General features: G+C 64.1%; 15 protein-coding genes, 1 pseudogene and 1 riboswitch. Of the genes and pseudogenes, 9 read left to right on the top strand and 7 right to left on the bottom strand.

All coding sequences use genetic code 11. From position 1 onward, the window contains the following. Positions 1–4: 4 nt before the first annotated feature. Together ACF8SD_RS04425 and ACF8SD_RS04420 are read right to left on the bottom strand one after the other, a co-directional pair. Positions 5–1,789 carry a GMC family oxidoreductase gene (locus ACF8SD_RS04425; protein WP_009682279.1) on the bottom strand — a complete coding sequence of 595 codons (1,785 nt, stop codon included), beginning with the start codon at positions 1,787–1,789 and terminating at the stop codon, positions 5–7. A 3-nt stretch (positions 1,790–1,792) separates the two neighbouring features. Beyond that, a complete protein-coding gene (locus ACF8SD_RS04420; RefSeq protein ID WP_173889321.1) occupies positions 1,793–2,533 on the bottom strand; it encodes a gluconate 2-dehydrogenase subunit 3 family protein in 741 nt (246 codons plus the stop codon). A 221-nt stretch (positions 2,534–2,754) separates the two neighbouring features. Between ACF8SD_RS04420 and alkB the strand changes: the two genes are divergently transcribed. Further along, positions 2,755–3,402: a DNA oxidative demethylase AlkB gene (gene alkB, locus ACF8SD_RS04415; RefSeq protein WP_173889323.1), complete on the top strand. Its 648-nt coding sequence runs from the start codon at positions 2,755–2,757 to the stop codon at positions 3,400–3,402. A gap of 150 nt (positions 3,403–3,552) precedes the next feature. After that, on the top strand, positions 3,553–3,840 hold the full coding sequence (locus ACF8SD_RS04410) for a hypothetical protein (protein WP_173889325.1): 288 nt from the start codon (positions 3,553–3,555) through the stop codon (positions 3,838–3,840). Between the two features lie 73 nt (positions 3,841–3,913). Here the strand turns inward: ACF8SD_RS04410 and ACF8SD_RS04405 are convergent, their stop codons facing one another. The 4 genes from ACF8SD_RS04405 to ACF8SD_RS04390 all read right to left on the bottom strand — a co-directional run bounded on the left by ACF8SD_RS04405 (position 3,914) and on the right by ACF8SD_RS04390 (position 6,905). Further along, positions 3,914–4,174, bottom strand: coding sequence for a DUF1652 domain-containing protein (locus ACF8SD_RS04405; RefSeq protein WP_173889326.1), 261 nt, complete (start codon positions 4,172–4,174; stop codon positions 3,914–3,916). 244 nt (positions 4,175–4,418) lie between these two features. After that, positions 4,419–5,285: a pirin family protein gene (locus tag ACF8SD_RS04400; protein WP_173889328.1), complete on the bottom strand. Its 867-nt coding sequence runs from the start codon at positions 5,283–5,285 to the stop codon at positions 4,419–4,421. 96 nt (positions 5,286–5,381) lie between these two features. Next, positions 5,382–6,254 carry an alpha/beta fold hydrolase gene (locus ACF8SD_RS04395; protein WP_173889330.1) on the bottom strand — a complete coding sequence of 291 codons (873 nt, stop codon included), beginning with the start codon at positions 6,252–6,254 and terminating at the stop codon, positions 5,382–5,384. A gap of 21 nt (positions 6,255–6,275) precedes the next feature. Continuing rightward, entirely contained in the window at positions 6,276–6,905 is a 630-nt protein-coding gene (locus tag ACF8SD_RS04390) for a LysE family translocator (RefSeq protein ID WP_009682286.1), read from the bottom strand. Positions 6,906–7,028: 123 nt separating this feature from the next. Between ACF8SD_RS04390 and ACF8SD_RS04385 the strand changes: the two genes are divergently transcribed. From ACF8SD_RS04385 to ACF8SD_RS04355, 7 genes are all read left to right on the top strand, one after another. Beyond that, positions 7,029–7,508, top strand: a complete 480-nt coding sequence (locus ACF8SD_RS04385; protein WP_173889331.1) for a GNAT family N-acetyltransferase — start codon at positions 7,029–7,031, stop codon at positions 7,506–7,508. Between the two features lie 71 nt (positions 7,509–7,579). Then, positions 7,580–7,803, top strand: a riboswitch (cobalamin riboswitch). Between the two features lie 92 nt (positions 7,804–7,895). Next, complete coding sequence (locus ACF8SD_RS04380) at positions 7,896–8,084, top strand: CbtB-domain containing protein (protein WP_009682288.1); 189 nt, start codon at positions 7,896–7,898, stop codon at positions 8,082–8,084. A gap of 10 nt (positions 8,085–8,094) precedes the next feature. Beyond that, positions 8,095–8,781: a CbtA family protein gene (locus tag ACF8SD_RS04375; RefSeq protein ID WP_173889333.1), complete on the top strand. Its 687-nt coding sequence runs from the start codon at positions 8,095–8,097 to the stop codon at positions 8,779–8,781. Further along, positions 8,781–9,167 carry a cobalamin biosynthesis protein gene (locus tag ACF8SD_RS04370; RefSeq protein WP_173889335.1) on the top strand — a complete coding sequence of 129 codons (387 nt, stop codon included), beginning with the start codon at positions 8,781–8,783 and terminating at the stop codon, positions 9,165–9,167. The genes ACF8SD_RS04375 and ACF8SD_RS04370 overlap by 1 nt, the downstream gene beginning before the upstream one ends. Before the next feature lie 32 nt (positions 9,168–9,199). After that, complete coding sequence (gene cobM, locus ACF8SD_RS04365) at positions 9,200–9,952, top strand: precorrin-4 C(11)-methyltransferase (RefSeq protein ID WP_173889338.1); 753 nt, start codon at positions 9,200–9,202, stop codon at positions 9,950–9,952. Positions 9,953–10,227: 275 nt separating this feature from the next. Then, a complete protein-coding gene (locus ACF8SD_RS04360) occupies positions 10,228–10,842 on the top strand; it encodes a response regulator transcription factor (protein ID WP_173889340.1) in 615 nt (204 codons plus the stop codon). 13 nt (positions 10,843–10,855) lie between these two features. Next, positions 10,856–14,122, top strand: a complete 3,267-nt coding sequence (locus ACF8SD_RS04355) for a transporter substrate-binding domain-containing protein (RefSeq protein ID WP_173889342.1) — start codon at positions 10,856–10,858, stop codon at positions 14,120–14,122. On the opposite strand, the pseudogene ACF8SD_RS04350 reads toward ACF8SD_RS04355, so the two are convergent. After that, positions 14,097–14,528, bottom strand: a pseudogene (locus tag ACF8SD_RS04350) (methyl-accepting chemotaxis protein); the annotation flags it as partial. The gene ACF8SD_RS04355 and the pseudogene ACF8SD_RS04350 overlap by 26 nt on opposite strands. Positions 14,529–14,601 lie beyond the last annotated feature (73 nt).

The following is a 14,601-nucleotide window of genomic DNA, read 5'->3' as shown; positions in this document are numbered from 1 at the left end:
CTCCTCAAGCCTGGACCAGCGGGCCGGGGTTTTTCAGGTACTGCTCGCGAATGGCCCGAGCCGACCAGTAGGTCAACGCTGCTACCAGCCCGGTGGGGTTGTAACCCAGCCCCTGGGGGAATGCAGACGCCCCCGGAACGAACACATTGTGGACATCCCAGCACTGCAGGTAGCGGTTGAGCGCGCTGGTTTTCGGGTCTGTGCCCATTATCGCGCCGCCGTTCAAGTGGGTGGTCTGGTAGCTGGCGGTGTTGAAGTGGTCCTTGACCTTCTTGCCCAGCACGGCAATCGCCTTGGGGTTCATCGCCTGGGCAATCTTGCTCAGCTTGTCGACCATGAACTGGTTCATCCTGATGTCGTTTTCCTGCCAGTCGAAGGTCATGCGCAACAGTGGCTGGCCGTAGGCGTCCCGGTAGGTCGGGTCCAGGTCCAGGTAATTGCCGCGGTAGGACTGGTGGGCGCCGTGGGCGTCCATCGACACCTGATGGGTGTAATAGTCGGCCGTGGCCTTCTTCCAGGCGCTGCCCCAGGCCGGGGTGCCAGGCGGGTTGGCAGTACCGGCGATCGGCCGGCTGCCAGCCTGGTTCACCCACATTGGCGAGCCACCGACGAAGCCATGCGGGCCATGGTCGAAGTTGTCGGCGTTGAAGTCATCGATGGCGATGCCATTGCCACCGGCGCCGATGAAGTTGTTGGTGTAGGTGTCTTTGTCGAAGAACGCCTTGACCGTGCCCATGTTCTGGTAGGCAAAGTTACGCCCGACCACACCCTCGTTGCTCACCGGGTCGTACGGTTTGCCGATACCGGAGAGCAGCATCAACCGCACGTTGTTGAACTGGAACGCCGCCAGGATCACCAGGTCGGCCGGCTGCTCCACCTCGCGCCCCTGGGCATCGATGTAGGTCACGCCGGTAGCCTTGCGCTTGCTGTCGTCCAGGTTCACCCGCAGCACATGAGCGTTGGCCCGCAACTCGAAATTCGGCACTTGGCGCAGCGCCGGCAGAATATTCACATTCGGCGATGCCTTGGAATACATGTAGCACACGTAGCCGCTGCAGAAACCACAGAAGTTGCACGGCCCCATTTGCGCGCCGTAGGGGTTGGTGTACGGCCCTGACGTGTTGGCCGAGGGCAGGTTGTAGGGTTTGTAGCCCAGGCTGCTGGCGGCCTTTTCGAACAACCTGGCCGATACCACGTTCTTCTGCGCCGGCAGTGGGAACGGGTTGGAACGGTCGGGTGCATAAGGGTTGCCACCCCGCCCCTCACCTACCAGTTGGCCCTTGACCGTCCAGGCCTGACCGGACGTGCCGAACACCTTTTCGGCAAAATCGAAATACGGTTCCAGCTCTTCGTAGCTGACGCCGAAGTCCTGGATCGTCATGCCTTCGGGGATGAACTTGCGCCCGTAGCGCTCCTCGTAATGGCTGCGCAGGCGCAACTCCACCGGGTCTACCCGGAAATGCACACCCGACCAGTGCAAGCCTGCCCCCCCCACGCCCTTGCCAGGCAGGAAGGCGCCCAGTTGGCGGTTGGGCAGTGCCACGTCGTTCACGCTATGGCGAATGGTGACGGTTTCTTTCGACACGTCGACGAACAGCTTCTTGCGCACGCTGTAGGTCAGCTCGTCGATTACCTGCGGGTAGCTACCCTCCGGATAGGTGTCCTGCATCGGCCCACGCTCCAGGGCCACCACCTGCAGGCCGGCTTCGGTCAACTCCTTGGCCATGATCGCACCCGACCAGCCGAAGCCGACAATGACGGCATCCACTTTTTTCAAAACAGTCGCCATGCCTCAGGCCCTCTCGCCGCGGATCGATACAGCCGGGAACGGGTACGGCTCGTTGCGCTCGACCCAGTCCATGAAGTCGGCGCGCGCGCCCGGGAAGCCGATCTGGGTCCAGCCGACCATGCCCTTGTTGCCGCCATGAATCGGGTCACAGAAGAACCCCTCACGGGTGTTCTGCACCAGCAGGCTGAAGAATACCGTGGCCGGTACTGCCTCGAATGCCAGCTCACCCGCCTCGACTTTGCCGAGTATCCGGTCCTGGGTAGCGCTGTCTTGGGCAGCGAACACTTGCCCACTGTTGGCCTTGCACCAGCCATCCACTGCGGCGATGCCCAGGCGGTAGATCTGCTGCGGGTTCAACTGCAGTTGATAGCCCAGTTCGGGTGGGGCGTCGGCGTTGAACGGGCCTTGCATGTACCACTGGGCCCCGGTCGCGTAGGGGGTATTCATCTGCCGGTCTATGAACTCGGCGGCCCCGGCTTCGAGCGCACCGGGCCCAAGGGCATCAGCAGGGATGATGCGCGCTACGGCGGCCTGCACGAAGGCCCATTCCTCGGCACTGAAGAAAGTTGGCTGGTACTTGCCCGCCGGTGGCGCCACCGGCACCTTCGGTTCCTGCTGCGGCGCGGCCAGCAGCTGGCTGGCACCTGCCCCAAGCCCGGTGCTGGCGATGGTAACCACTGGGATCAAGGTCAAGGTCTTGCGCAGAAAGTCCCTACGCGGGTTGTCGGGGGCATGCTCGGGCATGGTGAATCCTCATCGGCTGCGGGCGGCCTTATAAGCGCCATCTGGTGGTGTGCGGGCGAGTCTTGTTAGGCCTTCAAAAAGACAGCCGAGTAATCTAGCGCGTTCAGAAATCTTTTGAAACCGGTTTCAGTCTTGACATTGCGACCACGTGTACTCGCCCGCGCATAGGCCTGGGCGACGAAGCCCATTACAATAGGCCTACCTCATTCGATACCCAGGCCATGATTCAGTCCGACCTCGACCTGTTCGGCCCTCAGCCACAACGCCTGGCAAGCGAAACCGTGCTGTTGCCCGGGTTTGCCCTGGGCGAAGTCGAACCACTGCTCGACGCGTTGCGCCCGGTGCTGCGTGCCGCACCGTTTCGGCACATGCACACGCCCGGCGGGCTGCGCATGGCGGTGGCGCTGAGCAATTGCGGCACATTGGGCTGGGTCAGTGATGCACAGGGTTACCGCTACAGCCGTTCGGACCCGCTTACCGGCCAGCCCTGGCCTGCCTTGCCGCCGATATTGCTTACCCTGGCCAACCGCGCTGCCGCCATGGCCGGTTTCGACGGTTTCACCCCGGACGCCTGCCTGATCAACCACTACCTGCCGGGCACACGGTTGAGCCTGCACCAGGACCGTGACGAGCACGATTTCGGCCAACCGATCGTTTCACTGTCGCTGGGCCTGCCGGCGGTGTTCCTGTTCGGCGGGTTGCAGCGGGGCGACAAAACCCAGCGCATAGCCCTCAGCCACGGCGATGTGCTGGTGTGGGGCGGCGAAGACCGCCTGCGCTTTCATGGCGTACTGCCGATCAAGCCCGGCGTGCACCCGCGCATGGGCGAGCGGCGCGTCAACCTCACGTTGCGCAAGGCGGGCGGCTAGGCTTTGTCGGGCCTGTGCAACACAGGCATTAAATAGGTTGAACGACTGCGCACCCCAGGGTTCACAGAATAATTACAGTGCCGCCCGCCAGGAGTCCGTCATGCCCTGCCAGACCTGCCGCCCTTGCCGTAATTACCGAGTCGACTCCCTATGAGGATGCCCGGTCGCGCGCCCAATGCCTCACTGCAACTGGACTACGTTCGCGATACCCTGTTCGGGCCGGTCGCTCAGTCCGTGGAATGCCAATGCCAACTTGCACCCTTGAATCTGCAGGGCCGCCCGGCGCTGCGTGTGCACATCTGCCCACCGCTCCCACACAAGGTCGAGCGCGCCCATAGCGTGGCGTTCATGTGGGATGGTCGCAGCTACCATGGGGTCGTTCGCGACAAGGGCAAGTGTGGCGATGGCGGGTTGAACCTGCTGGTGGAGCTGCAGTAGGCGATCAACGGCTGGCGACTGCGCGCGGGCCTTCCCCCGCCAGCCAAGGCTGGGCGGGGGGCGCGCATTGCCATCAAGCGATGGACTTGAGCAGTACTGGCCGGCTGTCACGCAGGGTACGCAATTGCTCCACCAGGTTCCGCAAATCGCGGCAGGTATTGAGGCTGCGCAATGGCACCCCGCTGAGGGTGCAGCCCTCATCGAGGCTCTGGCCCTGACCCAGGCGGATGGTCAGGTTGGCGCCGTCCGGGCAGCTGGTTTCACAGCGATCTGGTAGGCAAGCCTGCTCGATCATCTGGCGCAGCTCAAGCGTGGAAACTCCTATCAACGACATGGTACGACCCTCTCCGTTGGATGGCCTGTTGTGAGGAAGTACGCCCTCGTGGGGCTGGGTGCCAATTGATATTGCGCATGCCACGGCGGCCGTCCATGCGCCGGGGCAATGATGATGCGGGTAATTCTCTAGCACCTTAGTGGAAGATCGTCTGCGCCAGCCGGGTGTTCGATCGCAGCGATGCACTTAACGACGAATGGTTACGCAAGCTTCAACAGGGGCTGGCACCCAGCCCCATGCCCTTCTACGGCCGAAGCTGGCCAAACCGCCCAGCATGAAAGTCGTCGAACGACTCGGCGATCTCCGCCTGGCTGTTCATCACGAACGGGCCGTAGCCCACGATCGGCTCGTCGATCGGCTCACCGCTCAGCAGCAACACGCTGGCACCTTCGAGGGCTTCAACCCGGACATCCGCCTGCTCGCGGTCGAACAGCACCAGGCTGGACGGCCCGGCTTCGCGCTCACCATTGACCCGCACGCGGCCGCGCAATACCACCAGCGCCGCGTTACGCCCGGCGGCCACCGGCAACGCCAAGGCAGCGCCATTGTTCAGGCGCAGGTCCCAGACGTCCATGGTCGTGAAAGTGCGCGCCGGCCCCTGGTGACCGTGGTAATGCCCGGCGATCACCCGCACACTGCCGGCCCCATCATCCAGCGCCACCACCGGGATATCGCTGGCCAGCAGCGTCTGGTAGCCCGCCGCCGCACGTTTGTCGCGAGCGGGCAGGTTGACCCACAGCTGCACCATCTCCAGCATGCCGCCCCGCTCGGCAAAGGCTGGCGAATGGAATTCTTCATGGATGATGCCGTTGGCGGCGGTCATCCACTGCACGTCACCCGGCCCGATCAGGCCACCGGCACCCGTGGAATCGCGGTGCTCCAGCTCGCCCTGGTAGACAATGGTCACTGTCTCGAAACCACGGTGCGGGTGCTGACCAACGCCGCGCCGGGCCTGGGTTGGGGTGAACGCATGCGGGCCGGCATAGTCCAGCAGCAGGAACGGGCTGATGTGGCTGGCCAGATGGTCATAGGTGAACAGGCTGCGGACCGGGAAGCCATCACCCACCCAATGGGGGTGGGGGCTGTGGTGGATACCCAGAATGGTTTTCATGAGAAGGCTCCTGTTTCGGTTTGGATCACCTTATCAATGATGACAATCAGCCGGTAGAGGACATTAACGGCCCACATCGTTCCACCACCAGAACAATCACCGCTGCAAGAAAGCCAGCACCTGCTCGGCTGCCATCGCCGGGTCTTCCTGCATGAAGCAGTGCCCACCGGCGACCTCCTGCGCGCTGATGCTGGCATTCAGCGACACCAGGCGCTGCACCGAGCGGGGCACAAATGGATAGGTGTGCTTGCCATAAATCACGTGGGTCGGTGTATTGATTGCACACAGGCTGGCCCACATGCGCTTGGGGAACGAGCTGAAGATTTCCACTTCGCGGCTGGGTCGGCACTTGAGCACCACGGCCTCGCCGCAATCGCCGATGGCATGCTCGACATACGCCTGCAACGCCGCATCGGCCCAGCCTTTGAAGATGCCCCGGCCCTGCAGCGAAGCCAGCGCCGCTGTGCGATCAGGCCAATGGCTGCGGCGGCTGGCGGCCTTGCGCGCCAAGGCATGACGCTGGTGCAGGCCAACCAGCGCCGCCGCGCCCATCACGCCGAGCATGCGGCGGCTGAACAACACCGGATCGAGCAGCACAGCACGGGCGAACAACTGCGGGTCACTGGCCAACATCAACCCGGTCAACACGCCGCCGAAGCTGTGGCCCACGGCAAACCGGGCCACCTCGCCGTATTCGCCACGGCCCGCTTCGAAGGCTTCCACGGCCAGCGCCGCCGTACGGTTCCAACCCAGAAACGCCCCGCCATGGTCACTATCACCGTGCCCTTGCACATCACACAGCCACAGGTCGAAATGTTCACCCAGGCGCATCAGCAACGGCTGGTAGGCCAAACAGCAAAAACCGTTGCCATGCAAGAAATGCAGCAGTGGCTTGCCGCTGGCCGGGGTTCGCCAACCACGCAAGGTGAAGCCTTCGGCGCATTGATGGGACCAGGGAATCAACTGCATGGGTTTACGGCACTCGCAACGCTAGGGGAACACCGATTCTACAAACAGCAGCGGGTACAGTGAAATCACCAGCAGCAGGGCCATCAGGACATTGAACAGCATCAGCCAGCGCGGGTTCTGCAGCAGGTTGCGCAAGGCGCTGCCGAACATCACCCACACGCCCACGCTCGGCAGGTTGACCAACGCGAACACTGCGGCAATGACCATTACATTGGTCACGTAGCCTTGCGCCGGGGTGTAGGTGGTAATGGCCCCCACCGCCATGACCCAGGCCTTGGGGTTGACCCATTGAAATGCGGCTGCGCCCCAGAAGCCCAGCGGCTTGCGCGCGCCAGGCGAGGCAGCATCCACAGGCCCTGAAGTGGCAATTTTCCAGGCCAGGTACAGCAAGTAAGCCGCACCTGTGTAGCGCAATACCGTGTACAGCGGCGGCCAGGCCTTGAACACTTCACCCAGGCCCAGGCCGACCGCCAGCACCATGACCATGAAACCGCAACTGATACCCAGGGCGTGGGGAACCGAGCGGCGCACGCCAAAATTCACGCCCGAGGCCAGCAGCATGGTGTTGTTTGGACCTGGCGTGATCGAAGACACAAAGGCGAACAGCACGAAGGCGCTCAGCAGGTCGACAGAGGCAAGCATGGCGGGCATTCCACTTTCATCGAAGGTGCTGCCACACTACCTGAGTCGTCCTCCTCGGCGACCACTACAGTTAAAACAAATTATGCAGATACACTTTACTGTACTGCCATTCTGGATCAAGGAAGCCGCCTCATGAGCCTTCTCATTCGCCCTGCCGCGCCTACCGATGCCGCGCAGATCCTCAACTTCATCACCGAGCTGGCCGAGTACGAGCGCGCGCGCCACGAGGTGGTCGCGACCCTGGCCGATATCCAGCACAGCCTGTTCGGTGCAGGCAGTACCGTGCACAGCCTGGTCTGCGAACGCGATGGCCAGGCGATCGGCTTTGCCGTGTATTTCTACAGCTATTCCACCTGGCTGGGGCGCAACGGCATCTACCTGGAAGACCTGTACATCACCCCCGAACAGCGCGGTGACGGGGCTGGCCGCCAGTTGCTTCAGCACATCGCCCGCGAGGCGGTGGCCAACAACTGTGGGCGCCTGGAGTGGAGCGTGCTGGACTGGAACGAACCGGCAATCGGCTTTTATCAGAAGCTGGGCGCCGAGGCCCAGGATGAGTGGGTACGCTACCGCCTGGACGGGGACAAGCTGGCGGCATTCGCGCGGGGGTAACGGTTGCTTCAGCCAGCATGGGCACATGCGCGCCCTACCGGGCAATTGACGCCAGGGCCGCCCCATGCTCTCCTTACGCCTCACGTTCAGGTGCCCCTTCATGGGGTGAAACGGGAAACCGGTGCGTCGCAGGCCCTGACCAGGGCCCGACAATGCCGGTGCTGCCCCCGCAACGGTAAGCGAGCGAAGCGTCTGTACCACTGTGCCATGTAGTGCGGCATGGGAAGGTGACGCTTGCCAGGAGCCCTGCTCCTCCTCGCAAGCCCGGAGACCGGCCTGGCGTTCATGAACAACCCGCGGTGGGCGGGCGCTGTTGCATTCCCCTGGGTAACCGCGCCCGGGGCTGCCGCGCTTGCCCATTGCCCACAAAAAGCAGAGGAACGCGTCATGCCCGTCGCCAGCACCAAGCCACACAGCCTTGCCACCCCCGCTACTCTCAGCCAGCGCGTCATCATTGCCGTCGGTGCCAGCTTGCTGGGCCTGTGCCTGGTCTACTTCGCCGGGTTCTCGCACATCGAGGCGGTGCATAACGCCGCCCACGACACGCGCCACAGCGCCGCCTTCCCCTGCCACTGAGTACGCCCCCATGATCATGCGCATTGCCCGCACCGCGGGTTTCAGCGGGCTGCTCGCCGCCCTGCTGCTGACCTTGCTGCAAAGCTTCTGGGTGGCCCCGCTGATTCTTCAGGCGGAAACCTACGAGTCCTCGGCACCTGCCGCGCACCATGAGCATGGCAGTGAAGTGCCTGCCCATGAACACAGCGCCGAGGCCTGGTCGCCGGAAGATGGCTGGCAACGGGTGCTCGCCACCACGGGCGGCAACCTGGTGGTTGCCGTCGGCTTCGCCCTTGTTCTCGCCGCGCTTTACAGCTTGCGCGCACCCACGCGCGCCAGTACCGGTGCCTTGTGGGGGCTGGCCGGGTTCGCCGTGTTCTGCCTGGCCCCAACCTTGGGCTTGCCGCCCGAGCTGCCAGGCACCGCTGCAGCAGACCTGGGTCAACGCCAGGCGTGGTGGGTCGGCACCGCCAGCGCCACCGCGCTCGGCCTGGCCTTGTTGGTGTTCGCCCGGCACGGGCTGCTGAAACTGCTGGGCGCGGTGCTGCTGGTGATCCCGCATGTGCTCGGTGCTCCGCAGCCCGAGGTTCACCAAAGCCTGGCCCCGCAAGCCCTGGAAACCCAGTTCAAGCTGGCCTCGTGGCTGACCAATGCGGCCTTCTGGCTGGCCTTGGGCCTGCTCAGCGCCTGGTTGTTCCGCCGTTCCAGCCAGGCCTGATGGGCACTTTCTATGCCGGCTTTGGCTGCCGCCGGGGTTGCCCGGCGGCCACCCTGCACACCCTGTTGCGCCAGGCCCTGGCCAACCACGGCCTGGCACTGGCAGACCTGCGCGGCATCGCCAGCATCAGCCTGAAGGCTGACGAGCCGGGTTTGCAGCAGCTGGCCGAGCACCTGGGTGTGCCGTTGGTGCTGTACCATAGCCAGCACCTGCAAGCTTACCAGCCACTGCTCAGCCACCGCTCCGCCGCCGCCCATGCCCACACCGGGTGCTGGGGCGTGGCCGAGAGCACCGCACTGGCCCTGGCCGATCGGCAACAAGGCAGCCCACGGCTGTTGCTCAAGCGCCAGGTGCTCGGCCCGGCGACACTCGCCCTGGCCTGCTGAACGCTCCATACCCTTTTTTGCAAGGACATTGCATGACCGTCTACTTCATCGGCGCCGGCCCCGGCGACCCCGAACTGATCACGGTCAAGGGCCAGCGGCTGATCCGCCAATGCCCGGTGATCATCTACGCAGGCTCGCTGGTGCCGGCTGCCGTGCTCGAAGGCCACCAGGCCAGTACCGTGATCAACAGCGCCGAACTGCACCTGGAGCAGATCATCGCCGCCATGCGCACCGCCCACGAACACGGGCAGGATGTCGCCCGCGTACACAGCGGCGACCCCAGCCTCTACGGCGCCATCGGCGAGCAGATCCGCCACCTCAAGGCACTGGGTATCGACTATCAGATCATCCCCGGGGTCACTGCCACCGCCGCCAGCGCTGCATTGCTCGGCTGTGAACTGACCCTGCCGCAAGTGGCGCAGACCGTGATTCTGACCCGCTACGGCGACAGTTCGCCCATGCCACCCGGGGAACAGCTGTCAGACCTGGCCCGCCACGGCAGCACCCTGGCGATTCACCTGGGGGTCAAGCACCTGCCACGGATCGTTGAAGCGCTGCTGCCCCACTACGGCACCGAGTGCCCGGTGGCCGTGGTGCACCGCGCCACCTGGCCAGACCAGGACTGGGTGCGCGGCACGCTGGGCAACATCGTCGAGCGCAGCGCGGCCAAGCACTTCCGGCGCACGGCACTGATCCTGGTAGGCCATGTCCTGGGGGATGCGCCGTTCGCCGAATCTGCCTTGTACCGTGCCGGTCACGCCCACCTGTATCGGCCTGGCGACTGAGCACGCCCGGGCTTGCCCCTGCGCATGATCAAAACTCCCGCTGCCTGCGCCTGAGCGCCCTCTCCTGTCCGACATCACCACTATGGCAGTGGTGATGTTTTTCCATTATTTGTAGGAATTTTCGACAAGTAGTCGGGAAACTATCAACACTTCTATACTCGGGATTACCAAACGTCAGGTTTGGTCGTATGGTGCTGCGCTTCCGATTAACCCGCTTGCAAACGTATTCCTGAGTGTTCCAGGAAGCGGACCACATCCTGACAGGAGTTTTCCCCATGACAACCGTGCTGATCGTCGACGACCACCCTATCGTGCGGTTGTCGTTGCGCCTACTGCTCGAGCGTGAGCGCTTTCATGTCGTCGGCGAAGTCGGCAATGGCAGCGAGGTGGCGCAGGTGGCCCGTGAACTGCGCCCGGACGTGGTGGTGCTGGATATAGGCCTGCCTGGCCTGGACGGCATGGAGGTCATCAAGCGCCTCCAGTGCCTGGAGCCAACCCCCAAGATCATGGTGCTCACCGGCCAGGCCACCGACCTGTACGTGCGCCGTTGCCTGGATGCCGGTATCGGCGCGTTCGTCACCAAGGAAGAGGACTACGAGGCCCTGCTGTTCGCCCTCAAGGCGTTGGTAAAGGGTTATTCGACGTTTCCGCAGATGTCGGTCAACAGCAACTCCCTGGAGAGCGAACCGGTGCGCCTGGCCAGCCTTTCCAACCGTGAGATGGAAGTGCTCCGGCGCCTGGCACGCGGGGAGAACAACAAGAATATTGGGACCTGCATGAACCTGAGCGCCAAGACCATCAGTACCTACCGGGGCCGCATCATGGAAAAACTCAAAACCGAATCGCTGGTCGAGATGGTCGACCTGGCCAAGCGCAATAGCGTCTACTGAGCGGCTGGCGAGCATGAAGTTCCTGCTGGCGAGCGCCTTCATGATCATCGGCCTGGCCAACGCCAGCGGGTTGCAGGCCAGCAGCGAACCCCGGCAGTTGTTGGCCCGCTCGGTCAGTGCTGCCGCGCCGCTGGTGCTCTCGGCCGAAGACCGCCAGTGGCTGCAGCAGCACCGGCAACTGGTGCTGGGCAGTTCGCGGCCGGACTACCCGCCCTTCGAGATCAATGTCAGCCCCCGTGATTACGAAGGCCTGAGCGCCGATTACGCCGGCCTCATCAGCGAGCAGCTTGGCATTGGCATCGAAGTGCGCCGCTTCGCCAGCCGCCACGAGGCCATCACTGCCCTGCATGAGGGGCGCATCGACCTGCTGGGCAGCTCCAACGCCTTCGAGGCAGCAGACGCCCACCTCAGCCTGAGCACACCTTATGCCGACGACCTGCCGGTGGTCGTGACCCGGGAGGGGCGCAGCCTGAAGGGCACGCCCGACCTGGCCGGCTTGCGCCTGGCCATGGTTGATCACTACCTGCCCGCCAACACCGTACGCAGCCTGTACCCCAAGGCGCAACTGAGCCTGTACCGCTCCACCCTGGCCGGGCTTGCCGCTGTCGAACTGGGCGAGGCCGACGCCTACCTGGGCGATGCCATCAGTACCGACTTCATGATCGGCAAAAGCTTCCAGGGCACGTTGAAGATCGACCACTTTTCCCCGGCCGCCCCCGAAGCGTTCGCGTTCGCCCTGTCCAGCGACAACCTGCACTTGCGCCAGCTGGTCGACAAGGCATTGGCCCGCATCAGTGAAAGCGAGCGGCTGAACATCCTGCGCCGCTGGAGCGGTGGCAATACCAGCCTGTTGTTACAGCGCCACCTGACGGCCCTCAGTGCCGAAGAGGAAACCTGGATCGCCGAGCACCCCGTGGTCAACGTGCTGATCAACACATCCCTGGCGCCATTGACTTTCAACGACGCCCAGGACAACGCCAACGGCATCACCCTGGATCTGCTCAAGCAGATCGGCTTGCGCACCGGGCTGCAGTTCAAGACCGTTGAAAGCACATCGGCCTACCACATGGTCGAGCGGCTCAAGCATGGTGACGCGCTGATGATCGGCGCCTTGGGCTACGGCGCCGACCGCGCCAGGCAACTGCGCTACACCCGGCCCTACCTGGTCAGCCCAAGGGTGTTGGTCACCCGCAGCGACACTACCGCGCCCGCCCAGGTGAAGGCCCTGGACGGCCAGCGTATCGCGGTGGTCAAAGGCTCGCCGCAACGGGCCTTGCTGCAGCAACGCTACCCGCAGGCCCGCCTGGTCGAAGTGGACAACCCGCTGGGCCTGATGGAGGCCGTGGCCAATGGCCGTGCCGACGTCGCCCTGAGCAACCACATCAATGCGGCCTACTACATCAGCCATGTTTTCAAGGACCGCCTGCGCATTGCCAGTGTGCTCGATGAAGACCCTGCCCTCGCCGCCTTCGCCGTAGCCGCCGACCAACCCCAGCTACAGGCCATTCTCGACAAGGCGCTGCTGAGCATTCCGCCTGAAGAACTGGCCCAGTTGATCAACCGCTGGCGCACCAGCTCACTGGTCAGCGACAGCCCGTGGCGCGACTACCGCACCCTCGCCCTGCAAGTGCTGGTGCTGTCGGCGCTGCTGCTGGCCGGCGTGGTGTTCTGGAACAGCTACCTGCGCAAGCTGATCAACCAGCGCACCGAGGCGCAACACGCCCTGCAGGACCAGCTGGCACTGAGCCGCGGGCTGCTGGAGCAACTACGCCAGGCCAAGGACGACGCTGAACAGGCCAGCCAGACCAAAAGCACGTTCCTGGCCACCATGAGCCATGAAATCCGTACCCCGATGAATGCCGTGATCGGGTTGCTGGAACTGGCGCTGGAGGACTGCCGTAGCGGCCGCAGCGATATCCATACGCTGCAGACGGCACATGATTCAGCGCTTGGCCTGCTGGAACTGATTGGCGACATTCTCGATATTTCCCGGATCGAGTCCGGGCACATCACCCTGCAACCCGTGCCCACGGACCTGCGCGAACTGGTGCGCGCCACCCTGCGCGTGTTCGAAGGCAACGCCCGGGCCAAAGGCCTGCACCTGCACGGCGAACTGCCCGCCGAACCTGCCTGGGTGCTGGCGGACCCGCTGCGGCTCAAGCAGATCCTCTCGAACCTGATCAGCAACGCCATCAAGTTCACTGACCGTGGCGAGGTGCAGGCCAGCCTCGTTCTGCCGGTTATCGCCGGCCATGACGTGTTGCCGGTGGAGCTGGATGTGCGCGACACCGGCATCGGTATCAGCCCTGCCGACCAGGCCCGCCTGTTCAACGCCTTTGTCCAGGCCGACGGCCCCAGGGCCCGCCAGGGCGCAGGCCTGGGCCTGGTCATCAGCCGTACGCTTGCCGAGCTGATGGGCGGCACGCTGAACCTGCAAAGCGTTCAAGGCGTCGGCACCCGGGTGCAAGTGAACCTGCAACTGCCCACCTGCGCCCCCCCGGCCACCATGCCCGAGGACGCGGCCCAACTGGAAAACAGCGACGGTCCTTTGAGCGTGCTGATCGTCGATGACTACCCTGCCAACCTGCTATTGCTGGAGCGGCAATTGCACACCCTTGGGCACCAGGTAAGCCTGGCGCAGAACGGTGATGCCGCCTGGGGCCGGTGGCAAGCGGCGCGTTTCGATGTGGTGATCACCGATTGCAGCATGCCGGTCATGGACGGCCATGAACTCACCCGGCGCATTCGCCAGTTCGAGGCCGAGCAAGGCCTGCCCAGGTGCCGGATTGTTGGCATCACCGCCAATGCCCAGGCCGAGGAACGTACCCGCTGCCTGGCCAGCGGAATGGACGTGTGCCTGTTCAAGCCGATAGGCTTGCGAACCCTCAAAGCTCACCTACCCCAGGCCCGCCCACCCGCGCCAGCAGCGCGCGCGGGCGGCTTGAACCTGGATGAGCTACGCCACCTGACTCAGGACGACGCGCAGCTCACAAAGCATTTGCTCGAGCAACTGTCGATCAGCGTTGGTGAAGACCTGGCGGCCCTGCGCGCGCTGGCGGCGGACGCGCCCGAAGAGGCGCTGCGTGCCTTGGCCCACCGCATCAAGGGCGGTGCCAAGATGATCAGGGTACGCGCCGTGGTCCAGGATTGCGAAGCGATCGAAGCGGCCCAGGCGCAAGGCTCGCCGACCGACGAGCCATGTGCACGGCTGCAAGCCAGCCTGCAGGCGCTGCTGGACGATATGCGCGCTGCGCTCAATGCAATTGCAGGGTCGAACTGATCTGGCTAATGGCATCGACCACGTGCCTTGAGCCCTGCTGAATCTCCATGATCACGGTGCCGGCTTCATTGGCCAGCGCCACGCCATGGCCGGTCCGGTTCAGGCTTGACTGCATGCTGGCCACAGCCAGCAGCGACAGGTCGTGGTTCTGCCGCACCACATCGACGATCTCCAGGGTGGCCTTGCTGGTGCGCGCGGCCAGGTTGCGCACCTCATCGGCGACCACGGCAAAGCCGCGCCCGTGTTCGCCGGCACGGGCGGCTTCGATGGCCGCATTCAGCGCCAGCAAGTTGGTCTGGTCGGCGATACCACGAATGGTCAGCACAATCTGCCCGATCACATCCGACTGTTTGCTCACCGCATCGATGCTGCGCGCTGCGTCGTTGAGCTCCACGGAAATCTGCTCGATCACCTGTACGGTCTGCTGTACCACTTCGGTGCCTTTGCGCGCGCAGGCATCGGTCTGCACCGAACTGGCA

The sequence above is a fragment of the Pseudomonas sp. CJQ_9 genome (assembly GCF_043106615.1).
In the GTDB taxonomy this organism is placed as follows: Bacteria; Pseudomonadota; Gammaproteobacteria; order Pseudomonadales; family Pseudomonadaceae; genus Aquipseudomonas; species Aquipseudomonas juntendi.
Note: the sequence above shows the minus strand (reverse complement) of the source record. Positions and strands in the feature narration are given on the sequence as shown.

Coding starts and splice junctions, on each gene's coding strand:
- ACF8SD_RS04425 (WP_009682279.1), bottom strand. CDS start 1,789: ATGGCGACTGTTTTGAAAAAAGTGGATGCCGTCATTGTCGGCTTCGGC.
- ACF8SD_RS04420 (WP_173889321.1), bottom strand. CDS start 2,533: ATGCCCGAGCATGCCCCCGACAACCCGCGTAGGGACTTTCTGCGCAAG.
- alkB (WP_173889323.1), top strand. CDS start 2,755: ATGATTCAGTCCGACCTCGACCTGTTCGGCCCTCAGCCACAACGCCTG.
- ACF8SD_RS04410 (WP_173889325.1), top strand. CDS start 3,553: ATGAGGATGCCCGGTCGCGCGCCCAATGCCTCACTGCAACTGGACTAC.
- ACF8SD_RS04405 (WP_173889326.1), bottom strand. CDS start 4,174: ATGTCGTTGATAGGAGTTTCCACGCTTGAGCTGCGCCAGATGATCGAG.
- ACF8SD_RS04400 (WP_173889328.1), bottom strand. CDS start 5,285: ATGAAAACCATTCTGGGTATCCACCACAGCCCCCACCCCCATTGGGTG.
- ACF8SD_RS04395 (WP_173889330.1), bottom strand. CDS start 6,254: ATGCAGTTGATTCCCTGGTCCCATCAATGCGCCGAAGGCTTCACCTTG.
- ACF8SD_RS04390 (WP_009682286.1), bottom strand. CDS start 6,905: ATGCCCGCCATGCTTGCCTCTGTCGACCTGCTGAGCGCCTTCGTGCTG.
- ACF8SD_RS04385 (WP_173889331.1), top strand. CDS start 7,029: ATGAGCCTTCTCATTCGCCCTGCCGCGCCTACCGATGCCGCGCAGATC.
- ACF8SD_RS04380 (WP_009682288.1), top strand. CDS start 7,896: ATGCCCGTCGCCAGCACCAAGCCACACAGCCTTGCCACCCCCGCTACT.
- ACF8SD_RS04375 (WP_173889333.1), top strand. CDS start 8,095: ATGATCATGCGCATTGCCCGCACCGCGGGTTTCAGCGGGCTGCTCGCC.
- ACF8SD_RS04370 (WP_173889335.1), top strand. CDS start 8,781: ATGGGCACTTTCTATGCCGGCTTTGGCTGCCGCCGGGGTTGCCCGGCG.
- cobM (WP_173889338.1), top strand. CDS start 9,200: ATGACCGTCTACTTCATCGGCGCCGGCCCCGGCGACCCCGAACTGATC.
- ACF8SD_RS04360 (WP_173889340.1), top strand. CDS start 10,228: ATGACAACCGTGCTGATCGTCGACGACCACCCTATCGTGCGGTTGTCG.
- ACF8SD_RS04355 (WP_173889342.1), top strand. CDS start 10,856: ATGAAGTTCCTGCTGGCGAGCGCCTTCATGATCATCGGCCTGGCCAAC.